We start from the raw sequence: 17,904 nt of genomic DNA on the forward strand, positions 1-17,904 counted from the left end.
AAAAAAACCAGACGGCTTACACCGTCTGGCTGTTGTATTACTTATTGAATGTTTCTTTAACGAATGCGACAACCTCTTCTGTCGTGCTCATAGACAAGATTGTTTCTTTGAATGATTCAGCTTCTTTTTTAGAAAGCTTGCTGATCTGCGTTCTTGCCGGAAGGATGGATGTAGCGCTCATTGAGAACTCATCTAAGCCTAAGCCGAGAAGAATCGGAATCGCAATTTCGTCTCCCGCCATTTCTCCGCACATGCCGACCCATTTGCCCTCTTTGTGAGCGGCTTCAATAACAAGGGTGATCAGACGGAGAATCGCCGGATTGTATGGCTGATACAGATAAGCTACGCGCTCGTTCATTCGGTCAGCAGCCATCGTGTATTGGATCAAGTCATTTGTTCCGATACTGAAGAAGTCAACTTCTGTAGCAAACTGATCTGCGATAACGGCTGTAGACGGAATCTCTACCATCATACCGACTTCAATATCGTCAGAAACCGCTACGCCGGCTTCGACGAGTTTTTCTTTTTCTTCGAGAAGAATCGCTTTCGCCTGTTTAAACTCGTTTACTGTCGCAATCATCGGGAACATGATTTTTAAGTTTCCGTATGTACTTGCACGAAGCAGCGCACGAAGCTGAGTTCTGAAGATTTCTTGCTCTTCAAGGCAAAGGCGGATGGCTCTGTAGCCTAAGAACGGGTTCATTTCTTTAGGGAGCTGCAGGTAAGGAAGCTCTTTGTCGCCGCCGATATCCAATGTCCGCACGACAACTGATTTTCCTTCCATACGCTCAAGAACCGTTTTATAAGCGTCAAACTGCTCGTCTTCTGTCGGAAGCTGGTCGCGTCCCATGTAAAGGAATTCCGTACGGTAAAGCCCTACAGCTTCTCCTCCGTTTTCAAGAACGCCTTTTACATCGTCAGGTGTGCCGATGTTTGCGGCAAGCTCTACATGATGGCCGTCTTTTGAAACAGTCGGTTCATTGACGAGCTTCGCCCACTCAGCTTTTTGCGCCAGGTAAGCACTGTGCTTTTCTTCATATTTCTTTAACGTTTCACTGGAAGGATCGATGATCACATCACCATCGATGCCGTCTACGATCACCGTAACACCGTTTTCAATTGTCCCTGTAGCCGCTTTTGTGCCGACAACAGCCGGAATTTCAAGCGAACGGGCCATGATCGCGGAGTGTGAAGTGCGTCCGCCGATATCAGTTGTAAAACCTTTTACAAACTGGCGGTTTAATTGCGCCGTATCAGACGGTGTCAAATCTTCAGCCACGATAACAACCTCTTCTGAGATCATGCTCGGGTTCGGAATTTCCACGCCCAGCAGGTGCCCCGTCACACGTTTTGTTACGTCACGGATATCCGCCGCACGCTCTTTCATGTATTCGTTATCCATTGATTCAAACATAGTAACGAACATGGAAGCTGTTTCTTTCAAAGCGAATTCAGCATTGACTGAATCTGTGCTGATTTTCTCCTTTACCGGGTTCAACAGCTCAGGATCACTCAGAACTAAAAGGTGCGCGGAGAAAATGTCAGCTTTGTCTTGTCCCAGTTCTTTTAAAGCATGCTCTTTAATTTTTTCAAGCTCTTCTTTAGAACGTACAATCGCTTCATCAAAACGGCTTACTTCAGCCGCAGCATCAGCAATGTTTTTCTTTTCAACCGTTAAGTCCGGCTCTTCAAGCCGGTATGCTTTCGCAATCGCAATTCCGGCTGAAGCGCCTATTCCTTTTAATTCTTGCATTACTCGCCGAGTCCTTCGCTTTTCATTGTTTCTTCTAAAGCGTTAAGAGCATCATTTTCGTCAGCGCCTGAAGCGGAAATTGTGATTTCAGCGCCTTTAGCGATACCTAGAGACATAACGCCCATGATTGACTTAAGGTTTACTGTTTTGCCGTTATATTCTAAGTTTACGTCAGCATCGTATTTGCTTGCAGTCTGTACAAGAACTGTCGCAGGACGAGCGTGGATTCCGGAATCTGCTGTTACTTTAAATGTTTTTTGTGCCATGATTATCATTCTCCTTTAAATTAAAGCTATTTTACTACACAATATTATATCATACAGCCGTACTTGTCATCTGACAAGCACGGCGTATTTATATGCTTATTTTCCGATTTTCACAATATCTTTTTGTTCCCGTTTTACGGTACCTTCGGCCGAAAGGGAAATCGCTTCACCCTCGGCAAGATTTGTAAAGACAATCGGTGTCATTAATGAAGGAACATGAGGTTTAACCGCTTCAAGATCAACTTCAAGCAGCTTTTGCCCCGGTTCAACCCGGTCACCCTCAGAAACAAAAGAAGTGAATCCTTCGCCTTTCAGACTGACTGTGTCGATTCCGAAATGAATCAGGATCTCTCTTCCGCCGTCAGACTGAAGACCGATCGCATGTTTTGTCGGGAAAACATTCAGCACTTTTCCGCGGACAGGCGATACGACGATTCCTTCTTCAGGAAGAATCGCAAAACCGTCACCCATCATTTTTCCTGAGAACACCTGGTCAGGCACATCGGTAATCGGATGGATTTCGCCGGTGATCGGAGAAGCGAACACTTCTTCACCCTGCTCGTTTCGGAGCGGATCTGCGATAACCTCTTCAACCTGCTGGCTGACTTCTTCTTGCGCGGATACTTTCGGTTCAGGACGCGGCGTGCGTCCGGCGATAATATCCTGCATCTGTGTTTTTAAACCGTCAGAACGCGGGCCGAAAATGGCCTGAATGTTGTTTCCGACTTCAAGAACGCCTGAGGCGCCAAGCTGTTTCAAACGAGTCTTATCCACTTTCTTCTGGTCGTTGACCGTAACGCGGAGTCTCGTGATACAAGCGTCAAGGTGCTTAATGTTTTCCTGGTCACCCATTGCCTGCAGGATTTCATAAGGAAGGTCGCCGGCTTCGCCTGAGGCGCCCGCACCTTCATCCGCAGCCTCTTCTTCACGGCCCGGCGTTTTCAGATTGAACTTTCTGATCGCAAACCGGAAACCGAAGTAGTAAATGAGTGCTAGTCCTAAGCCGACCGGAATGACAAGCCACCAAGCCGTCCGGTTAGGCAGAATTCCGAACAGGAAGTAGTCAATCAGACCGCCTGAGAACGTCATACCGATTTTTACATGCAGCAGCTGCATAACCATAAAGGAAAGTCCCGCGAATACGCAGTGAATCGCAAACAGGATAGGAGCCACAAATAAGAATGAGAATTCAAGCGGCTCGGTAATTCCCGTTAAGAAACTTGTCAGAGCGGCAGAACCCATGATTCCGGCTACAAGTTTTTTCTTTTCAGGCTTCGCTTCATGATAGATTGCAAGCGCTGCCGCCGGAAGACCGAACATCATAAACGGATATTTCCCCGTCATAAATGTTCCCGCCGTCAGCTGTACGCCGTCTTTGATCTGAGCCATGAAAATCCGCTGATCTCCGCGGATGATGTCTCCGGCCGCATCTTTATAGCTGAAAAATTCATACCAGAACGGCGAGTAGAAAATGTGATGAAGACCGAACGGAATCAATGACCGCTCAATCATTCCGAAAATAAAGGCCGCCAAGGTTGGATTCGCTTCCACAAGACCCGTGGAGAAGGAATTCAGACCGTGCTGGATCGGAGGCCAGATCACTAACATAATAAGACCGAGAATTAATGCGGAAATTGATGTGATAATCGGGACAAACCGCTTACCCGCAAAGAATCCGAGGTACTGCGGAAGTTCAATTTTATAAAACTTGTTGAACAATAACGCGGCCAGGACCCCGACGATAATACCGCCGAACACGCCCGTCGCCAAAGTGGGTATCCCCAGCATGTTAATATAGGCCGGATGGTTTTCCGCAAAAAACTTTGCCCGTTCAATTTTGTCAGACGGAATACTGCCGTTCGCCATAAGCACGGCGCTCATGGATACGTTCATGACCAGGTATCCGATAATGGCCGCGATTCCGGCAACACCGTCTCCGTTAGCAAGACCGATCGCAACCCCTACTGCAAAAAGAAGCGGCAGGTTGTCAAATACGATTTGGCCGGCGCTTTCCATGACGTTCGCCACAAGCTGAACGTTATCATTGCTTAAGAAATGCATGACTTGAATCATATCTTTGTTCTGCATGGCATTCCCTAACGCAAGCAAGATCCCCGCAGCCGGTAAAATCGCAACCGGAAGCATAAGAGCACGGCCGATTTTCTGGAGAACGCCGAATAATGCTTTAAACATAAAAGATGTACCTCCTCTGTTAGCTAGTGTGACCTTACAGCGAAAATTCATGACAACGAATTCACTGGCGCAAGTCTTCAGTTTAACCGTTTACATTTGCCCTTTTACACAACAAAAAAGGCATGAGTAAAAAGGGTGTGCAAAATAACGGGATCGTTCTTCCCGTTTTTTACCCTCAATCACTCATGCCTGATCGAATCAGTGACACGTTTTTAAGGTTTCAACTGAAATTATGAAATTTTATTGGTTAATCGGTACAAATGAAGCGTGAGATAAACCGCTTCCGCCTCATGAACTGGTTTTTTCAGTATTTGCTGCAAGATTTTTATCAGTTTCCAAGCAGTATTGTAGCATAGCGGGTATTCATTTTTCAATAATAACATTAACTTTTCTGGTTCTTTTGTCTGCTCTTCCCGATTAATCCTGTCTATGGTAAATCTGATATGCCGGATCAGCCGCAAATAGTGGACGCTTTCTTTATTCACTTTCATCTGGAAAGATTCCTCAATCACCTGAACGAGGCGGGACATCAGCTGTGAATGCTGATTGACCTCTGAAAGGGGCCGATTCGTCAGGGCGGAATGGATATGTAGAGCGATAAAGCCGATCTCTCCTTCCGGAAGGCAGATTCCCGTCTTTTCATTAATCATGCCGACGACTTCACGGGCAATTTGGAATTCTTCCGGATAAAGCGTTTCGGTTTCCATGAGAAACGGGTTTTTAATGTCAAAACCCTGCTGCAGCCGCTTTACCGCAAAGGCGATATGGTCAGTCAGCGCAATATGGATATGCTCATTTAACGGTTGGCTTGTCCGCTTCTTGATATGATAAATGACGTCATTGGAGATGTCGACAAGTGTCTCGTCCACATAACCGAGGAGCTTTTTAAATTGTTTTTGTTCTTTTTCATCCTTTAAGATGAACATCTTGTCATACCCTTTATCTTCAATGACATCCGCTTGTTTTTTTCCAAAGCCGATCCCTTTTCCGATTAAGACGACCTCACTGTATCTATCATGTGTTGCGATGAGCACATTGTTATTTAATACCTTTTCAACTGTAAAGGACCCCTTCATGATCCTCAGCTCCTTTGTCATTCAATACCTCATATCGTACAAAACGAACGGAAAGCGCGTCAATTCTTTTTTTAGACGGTTGATCGTTCAATAAGGCGGTAATCAAGAACTTTCCTTCCCGGAGGCCCGCCGCTGATCCGGTCCTCAAGCATGTGAAAAGCCTGCTTTCCCATTTCTTTCGTTTGTATATCTATTGTGGAAATACCTAACATCTTGCTGATATCATGATTGTCGATGCTCAAAATCGCAAGCTCTTCCGGGATGCGCGTCCCGTTTGCCTTGGCTTCAAGGTAAAGACCTGCGGATACTTGATCATTCGCCGCAAACAGCGCAGTCGGTTTGTCATCCCAGCTCTTCCATCTATGAAAAAGGGCTTTCCCGTCAAGCAGCGTCAGCACCTTTTCCACAACCAGCTCTTCCCTGTAAGGCTGCCCGATCTTCTTCAGCGCCTCTTTATATGCGGCGATGCGGACTTGACTGTTTTTTCCCTTTTTTCTGGCCAGGCTGATCGCTATTTTCCGGTGTCCCTTTTCTATCAGATAATCCAGACCGTGCCGAAATGCTTCCCGATGCGGATTACTGATGGAGGAAAGCCCCGCCGCATCAGTGTACTGGCAGAGGATGAGCGGTTCTTTCACGGTAAGCAGATGCTCATCAGGAATTGCTTTGGAGCAGATAATCAGGCCGTCCACTTGGCGCTCCTGTAATTGTGATAAGGCAAAACGTTCTTTTTGCTGCTGATAATCTGTCTGGTATAAAGAAAGATGCACGCCTGACGCTTCGGCAGCCTCGGCAATACCTGCAACAAGGTCAGCAAAATACGGAAGGTTCACCGACGGAAGCACAACGCCGATCATATCGGAAAAACCTTTGGATAAATGCACAGCATGAATGTTGCGCGTGTATCCGAGCGATTGCATCGCTTTTTTCACTCTTTTTCTTTTGTCCTTACTTACATAAGGATGATCATTTAAAACTCTTGATACCGTTGTAACGGAAACCCCGGCAGCGCCGGCAATGTCTCTGATCGTAGCCATGGCGTCCCCTTTCTTTTTTTCCCTTGATCTGGAATGCGTTTCATACAGTAAGCTAGAAACAGATACATCCTATTCGTTTGAAAGGAGAAGAACAGCGATGGGGATTCTTTGCTTAATCGGTTTGTGTCTGGCCATACTCGGCGGCAGTTACCTTGCCCTGCGGCCCCTGAATGAAAAGCATGACATCAAACCATTTCAGCATTTTGATGATTTTTTCATTTAAAAGGTGATAAAAAAGGACGCTGCGTTCCAGAACCGTCCTTTTTTATCACAAAGCTTTCTATTTCAGAATCGTTAATTCTTTCGGATACTGCGTTAATGCTTCGGCGCCGTCTTTTGTGACAAACACATCGTCTTCTATGCGCACGCCGCCGACATCCGGCACGTAAATCCCCGGTTCTATCGTGTACACCATGCCTTCTTTGAGGAGTGTGTCGTTCGCGCTGCTCATTGATGGATATTCGTGAACCGAAATCCCGAGTCCGTGGCCGAGGCGGTGCGGGAAATAGTCTCCGTATCCGGCTTTTTCAATAATGCCGCGGGCTTTTAAATCAAGATCACCGATTCTGACGCCGGGTTTGCTTAATTGAAGCGCCGCCTGTTCAGCTTTAAGCACCGTTTCGTAAATCTCTTCCTGTTTCGGGCTGATTGATTGGTATGCGAATGTTCTCGTAATGTCTGAACAGTAGCCGTCAAGAATAACGCCCAGATCAAACAGAACAAAATCGCCTTTTTTCAACCGGTCTGCACCCGGATTCCCATGGGGCTGGCCTGATTTTTCCCCGAACAGCACCATCGTTGAAAATGACATGCCCTGCACACCTTTTTTCTTCAGCTCAAACTCAATCTGCGCGAGTACTTCGGTTTCACTCACACCCTCTTTAAGCGCCGCGACACCGACTTCAACTCCGTAATCTGCGAGTTTTGCCGCTTCCCTGAGAATGCTGATTTCCTTCTCATCTTTTACGAGACGGAATTGGTTGAGCGTTTCTTCTGCCGAAACAAATGCCGCGCCCCCTGAAGCTTGTTTGAGCTGTTCTGAGCGGGAAAGAGAGATCGAATCCTTTTCAACCGCGATGGAATCAAGCCGCACATTTCGTTTTGTGAGCTCGGCTTTGATCAGCTCCCACGGATCTTCGTGATCGCCGTAGCCGATAATACCATGCTCCCATCCGGCGCTTCGGGCTTGTCCGGCTTCCATTCCCGGACAAACGAAAAACGGCTCCTGTTCCTGAAACAGGAACAATCCCATTAACCGCTCATGCGGGTCCGTGTAAAAATCAGTTAAATAAAATACGTTTTCCTTTGTATGTATAAACGCCGCATCATGTCCTTCTTTTTTCAGCCAAGATGAAACACGTTCTAATCTGTTCATTTTTTGCTTTTCCTCCTTACCAAAGTGACTCTTTATTCATTCTATCAGTTTTCCGGCGTTTATGCTGTGAACGAACATTTAAAAAAACAGCCGCCCGATGTGCGGCTGTCATCTTTATTTTAATAATCTCAGTCCGTTCAGTATGACCAGAATCGTGCTCCCCTCATGCCCGATTACGCCAAACGGCAGTTCCATCACCTGCAGAAAGTTAGCGCAGATCAAAAGGCAGATGACCGAGAGCGAGAAAACAATATTCTGCTTAATAATCCGGTTCATTTTCCTTGAGAGTCTGCACATTTTCACAAGCTTGTGAAGATCATTTTTCATAAGGACTAAGTCAGCCGTTTCTAGAGCCACGTCCGTGCCCCCGCCCATCGCAATACCGACGTCAGCGGTTTTCAGAGCGGGCGCGTCATTAATGCCGTCTCCGACCATGGCGATTGTGCCGTACGTTTCTTTCAGCTTCTTCACTTCTTTTGCCTTTTGGTCCGGCAGACAATCGGCAACAACCGTCGTCATGCCCGCCTCTTTCGCGATGGCAGCCGCAGTTTCAGACTGATCGCCGGTGAGCATGGCTGTTTGAATGCCCAGTGATTCAAGCTCAGCCATCACGGCTTTGGCTTCAGGGCGGATTTGATCCTTTAAGGCGAAGCAGCCTGCAATCCGGTCATCTTTTTTAACAAAGACCAGTGTAAAGCCTTTATCCTTTAATTCTTTTCCCGATGTCTGCAAAAAAGCATCTGCCGCATGTTCGCCTGCAAATCCCGCTTTTCCGACCATCCATTTGACGCCTTCTATTTCAGCCTGAACGCCGAATCCCGACGTCTCGTCAATCGATAGATGGCCTGCGGCCGCGGCGCCCCGGCTTTCGGCAAATTCAGCTATCGCTTTTGCAAGCGGGTGGCTTGATTGCTTTTCTATCGCATACACCGCCCGCATGATCTCATCTTCACTCACATGTTCCGCTGCTTGAAATGCCGCGACTGCCGGCTGTCCCTTTGTGACCGTGCCGGTTTTGTCAAATGCGATCATCCGTACGCTTCCCAGCTGCTCTAAAAACACACTTCCTTTAACCAATAATCCGTTGCGGGCCCCATTTGAGATAAGGGAGAGCGCAGCGGGCATAATAGAAGCGACAAGCGCGCACGGGGAGGCGACCACCATAAACACCATCGCCCGGTAAAAGGTTTCACTCCAGCTCCAGCCTAAAGCGAAATGAGGAACGAATAAAAGCACAGCCACGGCTAACAGCACGCCTTTGACATAGACACTTTCGAATCGCTCAATAAATGCCTGAGCCGGTGACACGCTGTTTTGGGCTGATTCCACCAGCCGGATGATTTTTCTGAATAAAGACTGTTCATTTGTTTTCGTCACACGGACCGTTAAGGAGCCGTTTCCGTTTACCGTTCCTGTAAACACAGAATCTCCTGCTGTTTTTTCCGCCGGCATCGCTTCACCCGTCAGCGCCGATTCATCGAGGCTCGTCACGCCAGACTCAATGATCCCGTCTGCCGCTACGCGTTCGCCCGGCTTAATGACGATCATGTCACCGCTCTTAAGTTCAGCAGCCGGCACCCGCTTTTCCCGTCCGTCCGCAAGCAGGGTCGCTTCCTCCGGTTCCAGTTTCATCAAGGAGGTTAAATCACGGCTGCTTTTATTCATCGTATATGTTTCGAGCGCGCCGCTTAACGAAAAAATAAAGATAAGAACAGCGCCTTCCGCCCAATAACCGATCAGGGCGGAGCCGACAGCCGCAAAAATCATCAGCAGTTCCACATTTAACGCCTTCGTCTCAATGGTATCCTCAATTCCCTCTTTCGCTTTTGCAAATCCCCCGATCAGGAAGGCAAGGATATACAAAGTGACGGACAGGCCTTTTGTTTCGGTAAAAAACCAGGCCGCAAGAATAAGGACGCCGGATACGAGCGCCGCAATGAGTTCTGCATGCTGGATCCACTTTTTTCCGGCCCGCTCTTCTTGTATCTGCTGTTGTGAATGGGTTTGTGTCATCACTTGTTCATTCATTATGAATTCTCCTCTCTAATTGAGAACGCAAATCATCTTCAATTCCCCGATAAAAGTAAAACAGCCGCCTGACAGGCAGCATTTTCACAGTGTTATCGCAGTGTTTTCTTTATTATAGCATGCCGGCGGAAGATTTCAATTATAATTGTTTTAATTTCTTTTTGATAATAATTATCATTAGCGTTTCTTCAGCTGTTCATTATATGCAAAAAAAGGTGCGGGAGGAATTCCTCCCGCACCTTTTTAATTCTCTGACCATTCTTTTAATTGTGAGGCGGTCATCGGACCGACGATCTTTTTTTCGATTTCTCCTTTTTCATTCAGCAGAAATGACGTGGGAATCGTCATGACATCGTATTCCTTCATAAGCTCGCCTTTCGTGTCAAGAACAATCGGGAATGTGAGATGGTGCTGAGTGACAAAGTTTTGAACGGTATTTTTATTTCGCTCGGCATTCATCAAATTTACCGTTACAAGGCTTACATCATCAGACTGATGCTGTTCAAAATAGGTTTGGAATTGCGGAAGTTCTTTTTTGCACGGAGGACACCACGATGTCCAAAAATGTAAAATCGTTTTCTGCCCTTTATTCGGAATCGATATTTCGTCTCCTTCAATCGTCTTCATCAGAAACACGGCGGGAACTGCCTGTTTTTCTGATGAGGCTTTTGCTTCAGGCATCCAGACGGCGGCAGCTATCAAAAGGACTGCACATACAATTAGGCGGGTTTTATGCATACGATCTTCCTTTCACGCGTTTCGGATAGCTTGCCCTTCCTTATTGAAATGTATCAGCCTTTTCAGCTTTCGATCCGGGGCGCTGTTCTTCCGCCGCCCGTCAAAAACACGGAGACACCGAGGTCTTTGCAGATCGTCGCGTAATGTAAACTTGTCAGAAGAATCATGCCGGTATTCATACCGAGTATAATGCCGAGCATTTGCAATTCCGGCATAGAACCGAGCACATACATCATCGAAAGCCCTACAATGCTGCTCCATACGTTATGATAAAACGCCGTTTTCACGTGGCCGATGCCGATCAGACAGGCTTGAAGCGGCATCACAAACAGATGAAAAAGAAAAAACGGCCACAAAAGCTGCAAATAATACTGCGCTTCCGGAGACTGAAAAAACAAATGGGTCAGCGGGCCCGCGAACTGAAACATGACCCAGACCGCCGGAATGCCATAGCCGAATGTAATAAAAATCGCTTGTCTCAGCCGTTTCAGCACAATATCATATTGGGACAGCGCATACGCTTCTGAAATGCTGGGAATCATGACGACCATCAGCGAATGGGCGATAAATGCGGGAAACGAACCGATTGTCATCGCTACACCGGCAAGCATGCCGTATTGATCAATCGCGGCTGTCCCGGCTGCCCCGGACGCCAGCAGCGCTCCTTTAACCAAGAAGGGTTCAACTGCGTTTGTCACCGCATGAAATATACGAAGTCCCGTTGTCGGGATGGATACGGCCAGGAGGCGTTTCCGCACGTCTTTCCCGCGAAGATGAATGTGCTGATGGCCGGAAAGCGCCCTCCGCGCCAAAATAAACTGCGTATACAAATAAACGAACACCACAACATCGCTTGCGACCAGCACAAATAACGAAATAAGCACGGCCATATCAATTTCAAAAGAGTACCATTGAAAAAAGATAAACAGACAAAGCACTTGAATGATTTTTTTCAAGACATTCGCAACCGCGATTTTTCCCATTTGCTGCACACCCATAAAATAACCTCTGGCGATGGATGTAAAAGCGACGACTGGAATCAGCCCGATGACAATCCCTTTAATAAAGGGGTGATACGTATCGAATACAGGAATGAACGGCAGCGCGACGCTTGCGGCCGCGGTTGAAAACGCGGTAAAAACGGCGGTCATTCTGAAGGCATGCCGGAGCATGCTTTCATGCAGCTTCTGATTGGATTCCGCGATGAATTTTGAAATAGAGATCGGAAGCTCCAGACTGGCGATCACGATAATTAAAAAGATGGTGGGCAGAATGCTCATGTAAAGCCCCATCCCATGCTCGCCAAGCTCCCGCGCCAGTATCATATTCACGACAAATTCCAGACATTCCGCGAAAAAGGCGGCGATGGATAAAAGAATGATCCCTTTCACAAATCGATTCATGGTGTCTCTCCTTGTCTCTCGTTCTTCCATCATCATATGAGACAAGTTCTGAAAATATTTTCGATTTCTCAAAATTGAAAAAAGCATAGCGGGGATATTTTTGATCCCGCTATGCTTACATCGCAAATACGTGTCTGCCGATCCGTTCGATAATTTTTCGGGAACGGATCCAGTGATCAGATGCCGTTTTCGGATTGTAGAAAAACAACGCGTTCGTTTCTCTGCCCGGATGGTCAAGCGCCTCATTTGCGGCGGCGATGGAATCCTTATCCGGCTTTTGATTAATGCTTCCGTTTGCTACCGGTTCAAATGCATTCCTTTGATAGATCACGCCCCGAATGGTATCCGGGAAACCGTTTTTTTCAGTGCGGTTCAGCACTACGCTGGCTACCGCAACCTTCCCTTTATAAGATTCACCTTTCGCTTCTGCGTGAACGAGACGTGACAGGAGTTGTCTGTCAGCGCGGGAATACGTTTTTTTCGGCGGCTGATAAGCCGTCTCTTCCGGTTTTGCTTTCATCTCTTGGTGAGATGAAAGCTTTATCGGTTGGATAGAATGCTTATGATCCGTTTTTGAAAGCTTCGGAACCGGGCTTTTTTTATTTAAATCAGCAACCAGGGTGCTGGGTTCTTGCTTTGGCTTCTTCGCAAAAGTAAACAGAGCTTCTGTATGTTCAATTTTTGATGCAGGCATAAAACATAGAAAAAAGACAGCCAAGGCAGCAAATTTTGTCGTCATACGATTTCCTCCTTAAATACTTCACTACCTTAACAAGAGCTGTGCGCAAATTCACGTTTAAAGATTTTCCAGTGCTCCCAATCAGCTTTTATAATGGAAGAAGTTTGTTAACAGCCTTGTTATTGGCAGGAAAACAGCCGTCATTTTCACAACATTAACCAAATAGCAGTAAAAGTATCCATCGGAGGGATTTTACATTTTGTTTACATCTGTTACAGCCAGATGAAATGAGAAACTGAAACCAAAAAAAAGACTCCTCAAGTGGGAGGAGCCGTCAGCTTCTTGGCTGTTCTAAATACTGGAATATAACATCTCCGCCTTGCTGGGCAATACCGCGGAAATGCTTAAAATCTTCCTGCTTCGATAAAACTGCTCGAAATGCAAGAAAATGTTCTTTCTGCACCCTGAATTCTTTGATTTCACCGGTGCGCATTTGGTTGATACGTTCTGAAATTTCCTCAGGCAGCAACGAATACAGCCTCCTTTTCTCGGCTTTTTCCCGAAAAACAATATACCATCTTTCCCCCGCCGGGACAATGATTGAGCGGGCTGATACCCATATCGCTTTACTTCTTAAAGAAAATACTGCAAAATATTTTCAAACAGGATTTATGATAAAGGAGAGGAAGCTCGTGAAAATTGCTAAGGTTGGAAACGTCATTGAATTTAAAAACGGATTAACCGGTATTGTTGAAAAAGTAAATGAAAACTCCGTCATCGTTGATGTAACCATCATGGATAATTATCGTGACCTTGAATTAGATTCCCTCACTGTCGTCAACCATAAGAATTATAAAATCATCAGAGACTCCTATTAAACCCCCCGAACAATCCGAACCATTTACATATCCCGCACAAAAGCTGCCGCCCGGCAGCTTTTTCAAATGAATTCAGATCTCGGTCATTTCCACAAAAAAATCACCGGTCTCATCTTTATTGTAAAGATTTGTGACGGATGTATAGTAGTTGGTTATTTTACCGCGGAATTCAAGCCCACGCTCGGGCGCCTTGATGTCAAATGTTTTTTCGTACAAAAGGACGGCAATATCATGATACGTTTCAGAGGTCACCTTCAATACGAATGAAATCATACGGCCGTTTTTACCCGCACTTTCTTTACAATCATACATTTTCAGCCTTACACCGTTTAACTCTAACGGCTCCATAACGAACACTCCTTCTTTTTACAGGACATGCTACCATGCTGGCCATTCCTTTACAATTGATCCGCTCCGAATAAGAAAAAACAGCGCAGGCCTTTACAAACATACGTTCCCTATTTTATAATGAAACAGACGAGCTGCCATCCAGCACCCGTCACGTATTGAAGCGGCGAGTACACTCCCCCCGGGTTTACTCGTCTTTTTCTTTTCTCCAAATGATCTCTCTTTTCCTTATAGTCGCAGTTATCACATCGTCCTGCTGTTATCAAGACTACATTTAAAATAAGGGGTCATACATATTAGACATATATAATATGCAAATGCACCCGATTGTTAAGTGTATTACTTCACAAACTATCCAATTTGCAGTTCATTTGTTACAAGAAGTTCACCTAGTTTCTAAAGTATAGGTTTTTCCATTACTACTGTTTTAACTTCATAACCATTAGGGTTGGTAACCGTTTCTTCTTTATAAACTATGTAACCCATTCTTTCGTACAAGCTTATATTTTTTGGTAATGATGCACGAACACGGCATTCTATTTTCTTTTTTTTATTTTCAATAGCATAATTCTCAATCCATAATAATATTGCTTTCGCTATCCCTTTTCCTCTTGCGTGTGATGTAACGGATAATCTTGAAAAATATATCGAGGTATCTTTTAATGTGATTCTAGAAGAAGCAACTGGTTCCCCATCTACAAAGCACAACAATGCTTTTTCTAATCCTTGTTTCATTGCATTTAATAGATGATCTAACGGTTCATTTAATGCACTAGAGGGAACTTCAAGAAATCTATATTCTTCAAATGCCTCTAACATAATTTTATGCACAATCTGATATTCTTCTGCACTTGCTAATCGTATTTCTAACTTCATTTTTTCCCTCCAAGTTGATGTTATTTAGAACTATTATATCTTTTTTATAATTTTCTGTTGTGCTAACTGCCATGTTTCTTCCGTAAATTAAATTTTTATTTATTACAGAAATGCTGCCCGGCTAAAAAAAGCAACTGCTCTTATTGCAATTGCTTTCGTTTTCACCATTTAGGTGAATAGCATTTTATATATTTTTATACCTGAGCGTAAGCAACCTTAGAAATAAACTGAATAGACTATACTTGCTCTTTTAAAAAGACTTATAATGGTCGCAGAGGTGGTCAAAATGAAACTAAATGCAGCGCCGCGCCTAAACGCCGTTATGAAGGCGAAAGGGTGGACGCAGGTAAGACTTTCGGAAGCATCTGGTGTGCCACAAGGTTCGATATCGCGCTTCGATAAGAATAGTCGCCACGAAGACTGGCACGTTTTTTCGATTGCGAAAGCGCTCGACGTAGAAGTCGATGAGCTATTCGAAATTGAGGACGCTGAATAAATAGAACGTATTGAAAAATCCCCGCCTAGAAAGACAGGGATCGTGGTCACACTATGGCTTCTTCGGGTCACAGTCGGGTCACACTTCGCTGTGACTCGCTCACATTTCCGTCTAAAACTGACGCTAAATGTTCGGGTTTTACCGTGACCTCACTCCGTTTCACACTTCGGACCGCAACCGGGGGTATTTAGGTTATATTCCGAGTCCGTACTCCGTCTGAAATTAACGGTTGTCAATCGTCTCCGGATACATATCATGATTCATCATCCGATGTTCGGCCATTTTTTCATATTTTGTTCCCGGTCTGCCGTAGTTTGTATACGGGTCAATGGAGATTCCGCCTCTTGGCGTGAATTTGCCCCATACTTCAATGTAGCGGGGGTCCATTAATTCGATCAAATCATTCATGATGATGTTCATGCAGTCCTCGTGGAAATCTCCGTGGTTGCGGAAGCTGAAAAGATACAGCTTCAGCGATTTGCTTTCCACCATTTTTTCGTCCGGAATATAGCTGATGTAGATGGTTGCAAAATCCGGCTGTCCCGTTTTCGGGCAAAGCGACGTAAATTCCGGGCAGTTGAATTTAACGAAATAATCACGGTTCACGTGTTTATTCGGAAATGATTCCAAAACCTCCGGCGCATATTCAAATAAATAGTTTGTCCCTTGATTCCCCAGGAGCGTAACTCCTTCTAATTCTGATTCTTTTCTTGTCATATAAATCTCCCTTTCTATTAAACTCCCCGTTTATTGCCCCAAAGCAATGTATGCAGCTGAGGCAGGACTCTGACGAGATTCAGATCCGAATCGGCAGAAACCTTATCAACGAGTGTTTCGTATTTTCCGAGCAGATGTGCGATCAATGCCCGGTCGTCCGTCGTATGGACGTTATCGTTTCCGACCTGAAGATAAAACGGAATATTCGGATACCGCTTGTGCACGGTTTTCGCGAATTGCAGATCTTCATCATTAAAAATGACGACCTTTAAGCTGACCGCGTTAAGCCTTTCTGCCGCATCAAGCGAAGACACAATGTGATCGAGCTTTGCAAAATCGGTTATCATCCCCGAACTTGGCGGCTTCGGTGAAATCGTCAGGTCGTTAATCATTGTGAACCAATCCTGATAGACCGTTCCCTGCGTTTCTAAAGCGGCGCGCACCCCGTGCTCTTTCAGCAGCAGAATCAGCGCGTCAAGCTGCTTTAACAGCGCCGGGTTTCCTCCTGAGATGGTGACATGGGAAAAAGCGTCTCCGCCGATTTCTCTCAGCTCGCGGTAAATGTCTTCCGCCGTCATCCAGCGGATATCTTTTTTGGCTGAGCCGTCCCATGTAAAAGCGGAGTCGCACCAGCTGCAGGAGTAGTCACAGCCCGCCGTGCGGACGAACATGGTTTTCTGGCCGATAACCATGCCCTCCCCTTGTATCGTCGGTCCGAAAATTTCTAATACCGGAATTCCTTTAGCCATTCCTATCACCTTTTTTCGGGCTGTATACGCAATAGCTTGTCGGGGTTTCCCTGACAAAAACCTGCACGCAGACCGGCTGATTCTCCAGTGTTTCGAGGTAGGACTGCACCTTATCATAAATCGTTTTGGCTACGACCTCGGTCGTCGGCAGTGAATATCTGTCATCATCAGAAAATTCCTCATGGTCATTCAGCAATGTATGGTCATAAGCGCCGTGCACCAATTTCTTCAGCACGCTGAAATTCACGAGAAAGCCTGAATCGTCCAGTTCATCCCCCGCAACTGTAATATTTACTGTATACGTGTGCCCGTGGACTCTGCTGCACGCTCCGGCGCTTTCGCGGGGAATAAAGTGCGCGGCTGAAATGTGCATGTCCTTATTTAACTCAAACGAATAAGGATGCTGAACCTGCGGGTAAATTTGAGAAAGCAATTAGTTCCGCTCTCCTTTCATTTTCATATATTCATCATATCCTTTATTGCGGAGCAGGCATGCCGGGCATTCGCCGCATCCGTCCGCAATGATGCCGTTATAGCAAGTCAGTGTATTATTCTTTACAAAATCAAGCGCGCCGAGCTCATCCGCAAGTTTCCACGTTTCTGCTTTGTTCAGCCACATAAGCGGCGTATGAATGACGAACGGCTTTTCCATCGCCAAGTTGACGGTGACATTGCAGGATTTGACAAACTCGTCACGGCAGTCCGGGTAGCCGCTGAAATCAGTCTCGCAAACACCGGTAATAATGTGGCGCGCGCCGATTTGATATGCAAGAATCGATGCAAAGGATAAAAATACAAGGTTGCGTCCCGGCACAAAGGTTGTCGGCAATTCCCCGTCCTTCGCTTCAATTTCGATATCATCTCTTGTCAGCGCATTCGGCGCAAGCTGATTTAAAAGAGACATATCAAGCAAGTGGTTTTTGACACCGAGCTTTTCGGCAATCGATTTTGCCACATCGATTTCTTCTTGGTGACGCTGATTATAATGGAATGTAACAGTTTCCACTTCTTCAAAGTTTTGCAAAGCCCATAATAAACAAGTCGTGCTGTCTTGGCCTCCGCTGAACACCACAACCGCTTTTTCTTTTTTCATGTCTTTCTCTCCCTTATCTATCATTCCATAAAAAAAGCGCCTTTTTCGGAGAAGGCGCCCTAAAAAACATAAAAAAACCGTATCCAAGGATACAGCTCGTCCTTAGTTTTTTATAGAGGGTGTAGCTAGAACCTCTCCCGCATCAATACGGATTTTCTTCTTTTTTTCACTTTTGCTATCATACCATAATGTTGTTTCC

Annotated in this window: 20 protein-coding genes and 1 riboswitch; of the genes, 3 read left to right on the forward strand and 17 right to left on the reverse strand. The window is 45.7% G+C overall.

All coding sequences use genetic code 11. The annotated features are described in order from the left end of the window. Positions 1–37 precede the first annotated feature (37 nt). From ptsP to ACWJJ5_RS07405, 5 genes are all read right to left on the reverse strand, one after another. Positions 38–1,753, reverse strand: a complete 1,716-nt coding sequence (gene ptsP / locus ACWJJ5_RS07385) for a phosphoenolpyruvate--protein phosphotransferase (protein WP_007409600.1) — start codon at positions 1,751–1,753, stop codon at positions 38–40. Then, positions 1,753–2,019, reverse strand: coding sequence for a phosphocarrier protein HPr (locus tag ACWJJ5_RS07390; RefSeq protein WP_003154654.1), 267 nt, complete (start codon positions 2,017–2,019; stop codon positions 1,753–1,755). Before ACWJJ5_RS07390 ends, ptsP begins: the two co-directional genes overlap by 1 nt. A 96-nt stretch (positions 2,020–2,115) precedes the next feature. Next, positions 2,116–4,212, reverse strand: coding sequence for a glucose-specific PTS transporter subunit IIBC (gene ptsG / locus ACWJJ5_RS07395; protein WP_070081734.1), 2,097 nt, complete (start codon positions 4,210–4,212; stop codon positions 2,116–2,118). Positions 4,213–4,442: 230 nt separating this feature from the next. Further along, entirely contained in the window at positions 4,443–5,309 is an 867-nt protein-coding gene (gene glcT, locus ACWJJ5_RS07400; protein ID WP_012117426.1) for a glucose PTS transporter transcription antiterminator GlcT, read from the reverse strand. 50 nt (positions 5,310–5,359) lie between these two features. Continuing rightward, the gene (locus ACWJJ5_RS07405; RefSeq protein WP_146276658.1) at positions 5,360–6,325 is read right to left on the reverse strand and encodes a LacI family DNA-binding transcriptional regulator; all 966 of its coding nucleotides are present in this window, start codon (positions 6,323–6,325) and stop codon (positions 5,360–5,362) included. 97 nt (positions 6,326–6,422) lie between these two features. On the opposite strand from ACWJJ5_RS07405, the gene ACWJJ5_RS07410 reads away from it, so the two are divergent. Next, positions 6,423–6,548 (forward strand): hypothetical protein, encoded by a 126-nt coding sequence (locus ACWJJ5_RS07410; protein ID WP_003154659.1) that lies wholly within the window; start codon positions 6,423–6,425, stop codon positions 6,546–6,548. Between the two features lie 57 nt (positions 6,549–6,605). Here ACWJJ5_RS07410 and ACWJJ5_RS07415 read toward each other — a convergent pair whose 3' ends face one another. The 6 genes from ACWJJ5_RS07415 to ACWJJ5_RS07440 all read right to left on the reverse strand — a co-directional run bounded on the left by ACWJJ5_RS07415 (position 6,606) and on the right by ACWJJ5_RS07440 (position 13,077). Further along, positions 6,606–7,700 carry a M24 family metallopeptidase gene (locus tag ACWJJ5_RS07415; RefSeq protein WP_007611047.1) on the reverse strand — a complete coding sequence of 365 codons (1,095 nt, stop codon included), beginning with the start codon at positions 7,698–7,700 and terminating at the stop codon, positions 6,606–6,608. 114 nt (positions 7,701–7,814) lie between these two features. Beyond that, a complete protein-coding gene (locus ACWJJ5_RS07420; RefSeq protein ID WP_454022312.1) occupies positions 7,815–9,728 on the reverse strand; it encodes a heavy metal translocating P-type ATPase in 1,914 nt (637 codons plus the stop codon). Between the two features lie 243 nt (positions 9,729–9,971). Then, positions 9,972–10,466, reverse strand: a complete 495-nt coding sequence (gene stoA, locus ACWJJ5_RS07425) for an endospore biogenesis thiol-disulfide oxidoreductase StoA (protein ID WP_039251632.1) — start codon at positions 10,464–10,466, stop codon at positions 9,972–9,974. A gap of 62 nt (positions 10,467–10,528) precedes the next feature. Beyond that, the gene (locus tag ACWJJ5_RS07430; RefSeq protein ID WP_039251635.1) at positions 10,529–11,869 is read right to left on the reverse strand and encodes a polysaccharide biosynthesis protein; all 1,341 of its coding nucleotides are present in this window, start codon (positions 11,867–11,869) and stop codon (positions 10,529–10,531) included. A 115-nt stretch (positions 11,870–11,984) separates the two neighbouring features. Then, complete coding sequence (locus tag ACWJJ5_RS07435) at positions 11,985–12,608, reverse strand: cell wall hydrolase (RefSeq protein WP_070081729.1); 624 nt, start codon at positions 12,606–12,608, stop codon at positions 11,985–11,987. A 274-nt stretch (positions 12,609–12,882) separates the two neighbouring features. Beyond that, a complete protein-coding gene (locus ACWJJ5_RS07440; protein WP_014304905.1) occupies positions 12,883–13,077 on the reverse strand; it encodes a hypothetical protein in 195 nt (64 codons plus the stop codon). 163 nt (positions 13,078–13,240) lie between these two features. Between ACWJJ5_RS07440 and ACWJJ5_RS07445 the strand changes: the two genes are divergently transcribed. Then, entirely contained in the window at positions 13,241–13,426 is a 186-nt protein-coding gene (locus ACWJJ5_RS07445; RefSeq protein WP_003154669.1) for a YkvS family protein, read from the forward strand. Positions 13,427–13,498: 72 nt separating this feature from the next. On the opposite strand, the gene ACWJJ5_RS07450 is transcribed toward ACWJJ5_RS07445, so the two are convergent. Then, positions 13,499–13,774, reverse strand: a complete 276-nt coding sequence (locus tag ACWJJ5_RS07450) for a DUF3219 family protein (protein ID WP_014304904.1) — start codon at positions 13,772–13,774, stop codon at positions 13,499–13,501. A 396-nt stretch (positions 13,775–14,170) separates the two neighbouring features. After that, on the reverse strand, positions 14,171–14,650 hold the full coding sequence (locus ACWJJ5_RS07455; RefSeq protein ID WP_101562960.1) for a GNAT family N-acetyltransferase: 480 nt from the start codon (positions 14,648–14,650) through the stop codon (positions 14,171–14,173). A 286-nt stretch (positions 14,651–14,936) separates the two neighbouring features. Between ACWJJ5_RS07455 and ACWJJ5_RS07460 the strand changes: the two genes are divergently transcribed. After that, a complete protein-coding gene (locus tag ACWJJ5_RS07460) occupies positions 14,937–15,146 on the forward strand; it encodes a helix-turn-helix domain-containing protein (RefSeq protein ID WP_101562959.1) in 210 nt (69 codons plus the stop codon). A gap of 222 nt (positions 15,147–15,368) precedes the next feature. Here ACWJJ5_RS07460 and queF read toward each other — a convergent pair whose 3' ends face one another. Genes queF through queC form a run of 4 tightly spaced genes read right to left on the reverse strand, consistent with a single transcriptional unit; the run spans position 15,369 to position 17,705 of the window. After that, on the reverse strand, positions 15,369–15,863 hold the full coding sequence (gene queF, locus ACWJJ5_RS07465) for a preQ(1) synthase (RefSeq protein WP_003154673.1): 495 nt from the start codon (positions 15,861–15,863) through the stop codon (positions 15,369–15,371). A gap of 17 nt (positions 15,864–15,880) precedes the next feature. Then, the gene (gene queE, locus ACWJJ5_RS07470; protein ID WP_085341938.1) at positions 15,881–16,612 is read right to left on the reverse strand and encodes a 7-carboxy-7-deazaguanine synthase QueE; all 732 of its coding nucleotides are present in this window, start codon (positions 16,610–16,612) and stop codon (positions 15,881–15,883) included. Next, entirely contained in the window at positions 16,605–17,045 is a 441-nt protein-coding gene (gene queD, locus ACWJJ5_RS07475; protein WP_454022313.1) for a 6-carboxytetrahydropterin synthase QueD, read from the reverse strand. Before queD ends, queE begins: the two co-directional genes overlap by 8 nt. Beyond that, positions 17,046–17,705 (reverse strand): 7-cyano-7-deazaguanine synthase QueC, encoded by a 660-nt coding sequence (gene queC / locus ACWJJ5_RS07480; protein ID WP_003154679.1) that lies wholly within the window; start codon positions 17,703–17,705, stop codon positions 17,046–17,048. Positions 17,706–17,801: 96 nt separating this feature from the next. Beyond that, a riboswitch (PreQ1 riboswitch) is annotated at positions 17,802–17,846 on the reverse strand. Positions 17,847–17,904 lie beyond the last annotated feature (58 nt).

Source organism: Bacillus sp. JK74 (assembly GCF_053663395.1).

Bases quoted from the DNA above. Each gene is read 5' to 3' on its own strand.
- queE (WP_085341938.1), bottom strand. From the start codon at position 16,612: ATGGCTAAAGGAATTCCGGTATTAGAAATTTTCGGACCGACGATACAA.
- ACWJJ5_RS07410 (WP_003154659.1), top strand. From the start codon at position 6,423: ATGGGGATTCTTTGCTTAATCGGTTTGTGTCTGGCCATACTCGGCGGC.
- ACWJJ5_RS07430 (WP_039251635.1), bottom strand. From the start codon at position 11,869: ATGAATCGATTTGTGAAAGGGATCATTCTTTTATCCATCGCCGCCTTT.
- ACWJJ5_RS07450 (WP_014304904.1), bottom strand. From the start codon at position 13,774: ATGGAGCCGTTAGAGTTAAACGGTGTAAGGCTGAAAATGTATGATTGT.
- ACWJJ5_RS07435 (WP_070081729.1), bottom strand. From the start codon at position 12,608: ATGACGACAAAATTTGCTGCCTTGGCTGTCTTTTTTCTATGTTTTATG.
- queF (WP_003154673.1), bottom strand. From the start codon at position 15,863: ATGACAAGAAAAGAATCAGAATTAGAAGGAGTTACGCTCCTGGGGAAT.
- ptsP (WP_007409600.1), bottom strand. From the start codon at position 1,753: ATGCAAGAATTAAAAGGAATAGGCGCTTCAGCCGGAATTGCGATTGCG.
- ACWJJ5_RS07420 (WP_454022312.1), bottom strand. From the start codon at position 9,728: ATGAATGAACAAGTGATGACACAAACCCATTCACAACAGCAGATACAA.
- ACWJJ5_RS07460 (WP_101562959.1), top strand. From the start codon at position 14,937: ATGAAACTAAATGCAGCGCCGCGCCTAAACGCCGTTATGAAGGCGAAA.
- queC (WP_003154679.1), bottom strand. From the start codon at position 17,705: ATGAAAAAAGAAAAAGCGGTTGTGGTGTTCAGCGGAGGCCAAGACAGC.
- ptsG (WP_070081734.1), bottom strand. From the start codon at position 4,212: ATGTTTAAAGCATTATTCGGCGTTCTCCAGAAAATCGGCCGTGCTCTT.
- ACWJJ5_RS07455 (WP_101562960.1), bottom strand. From the start codon at position 14,650: ATGAAGTTAGAAATACGATTAGCAAGTGCAGAAGAATATCAGATTGTG.
- glcT (WP_012117426.1), bottom strand. From the start codon at position 5,309: ATGACAAAGGAGCTGAGGATCATGAAGGGGTCCTTTACAGTTGAAAAG.
- ACWJJ5_RS07415 (WP_007611047.1), bottom strand. From the start codon at position 7,700: ATGAACAGATTAGAACGTGTTTCATCTTGGCTGAAAAAAGAAGGACAT.
- ACWJJ5_RS07405 (WP_146276658.1), bottom strand. From the start codon at position 6,325: ATGGCTACGATCAGAGACATTGCCGGCGCTGCCGGGGTTTCCGTTACA.
- ACWJJ5_RS07390 (WP_003154654.1), bottom strand. From the start codon at position 2,019: ATGGCACAAAAAACATTTAAAGTAACAGCAGATTCCGGAATCCACGCT.
- stoA (WP_039251632.1), bottom strand. From the start codon at position 10,466: ATGCATAAAACCCGCCTAATTGTATGTGCAGTCCTTTTGATAGCTGCC.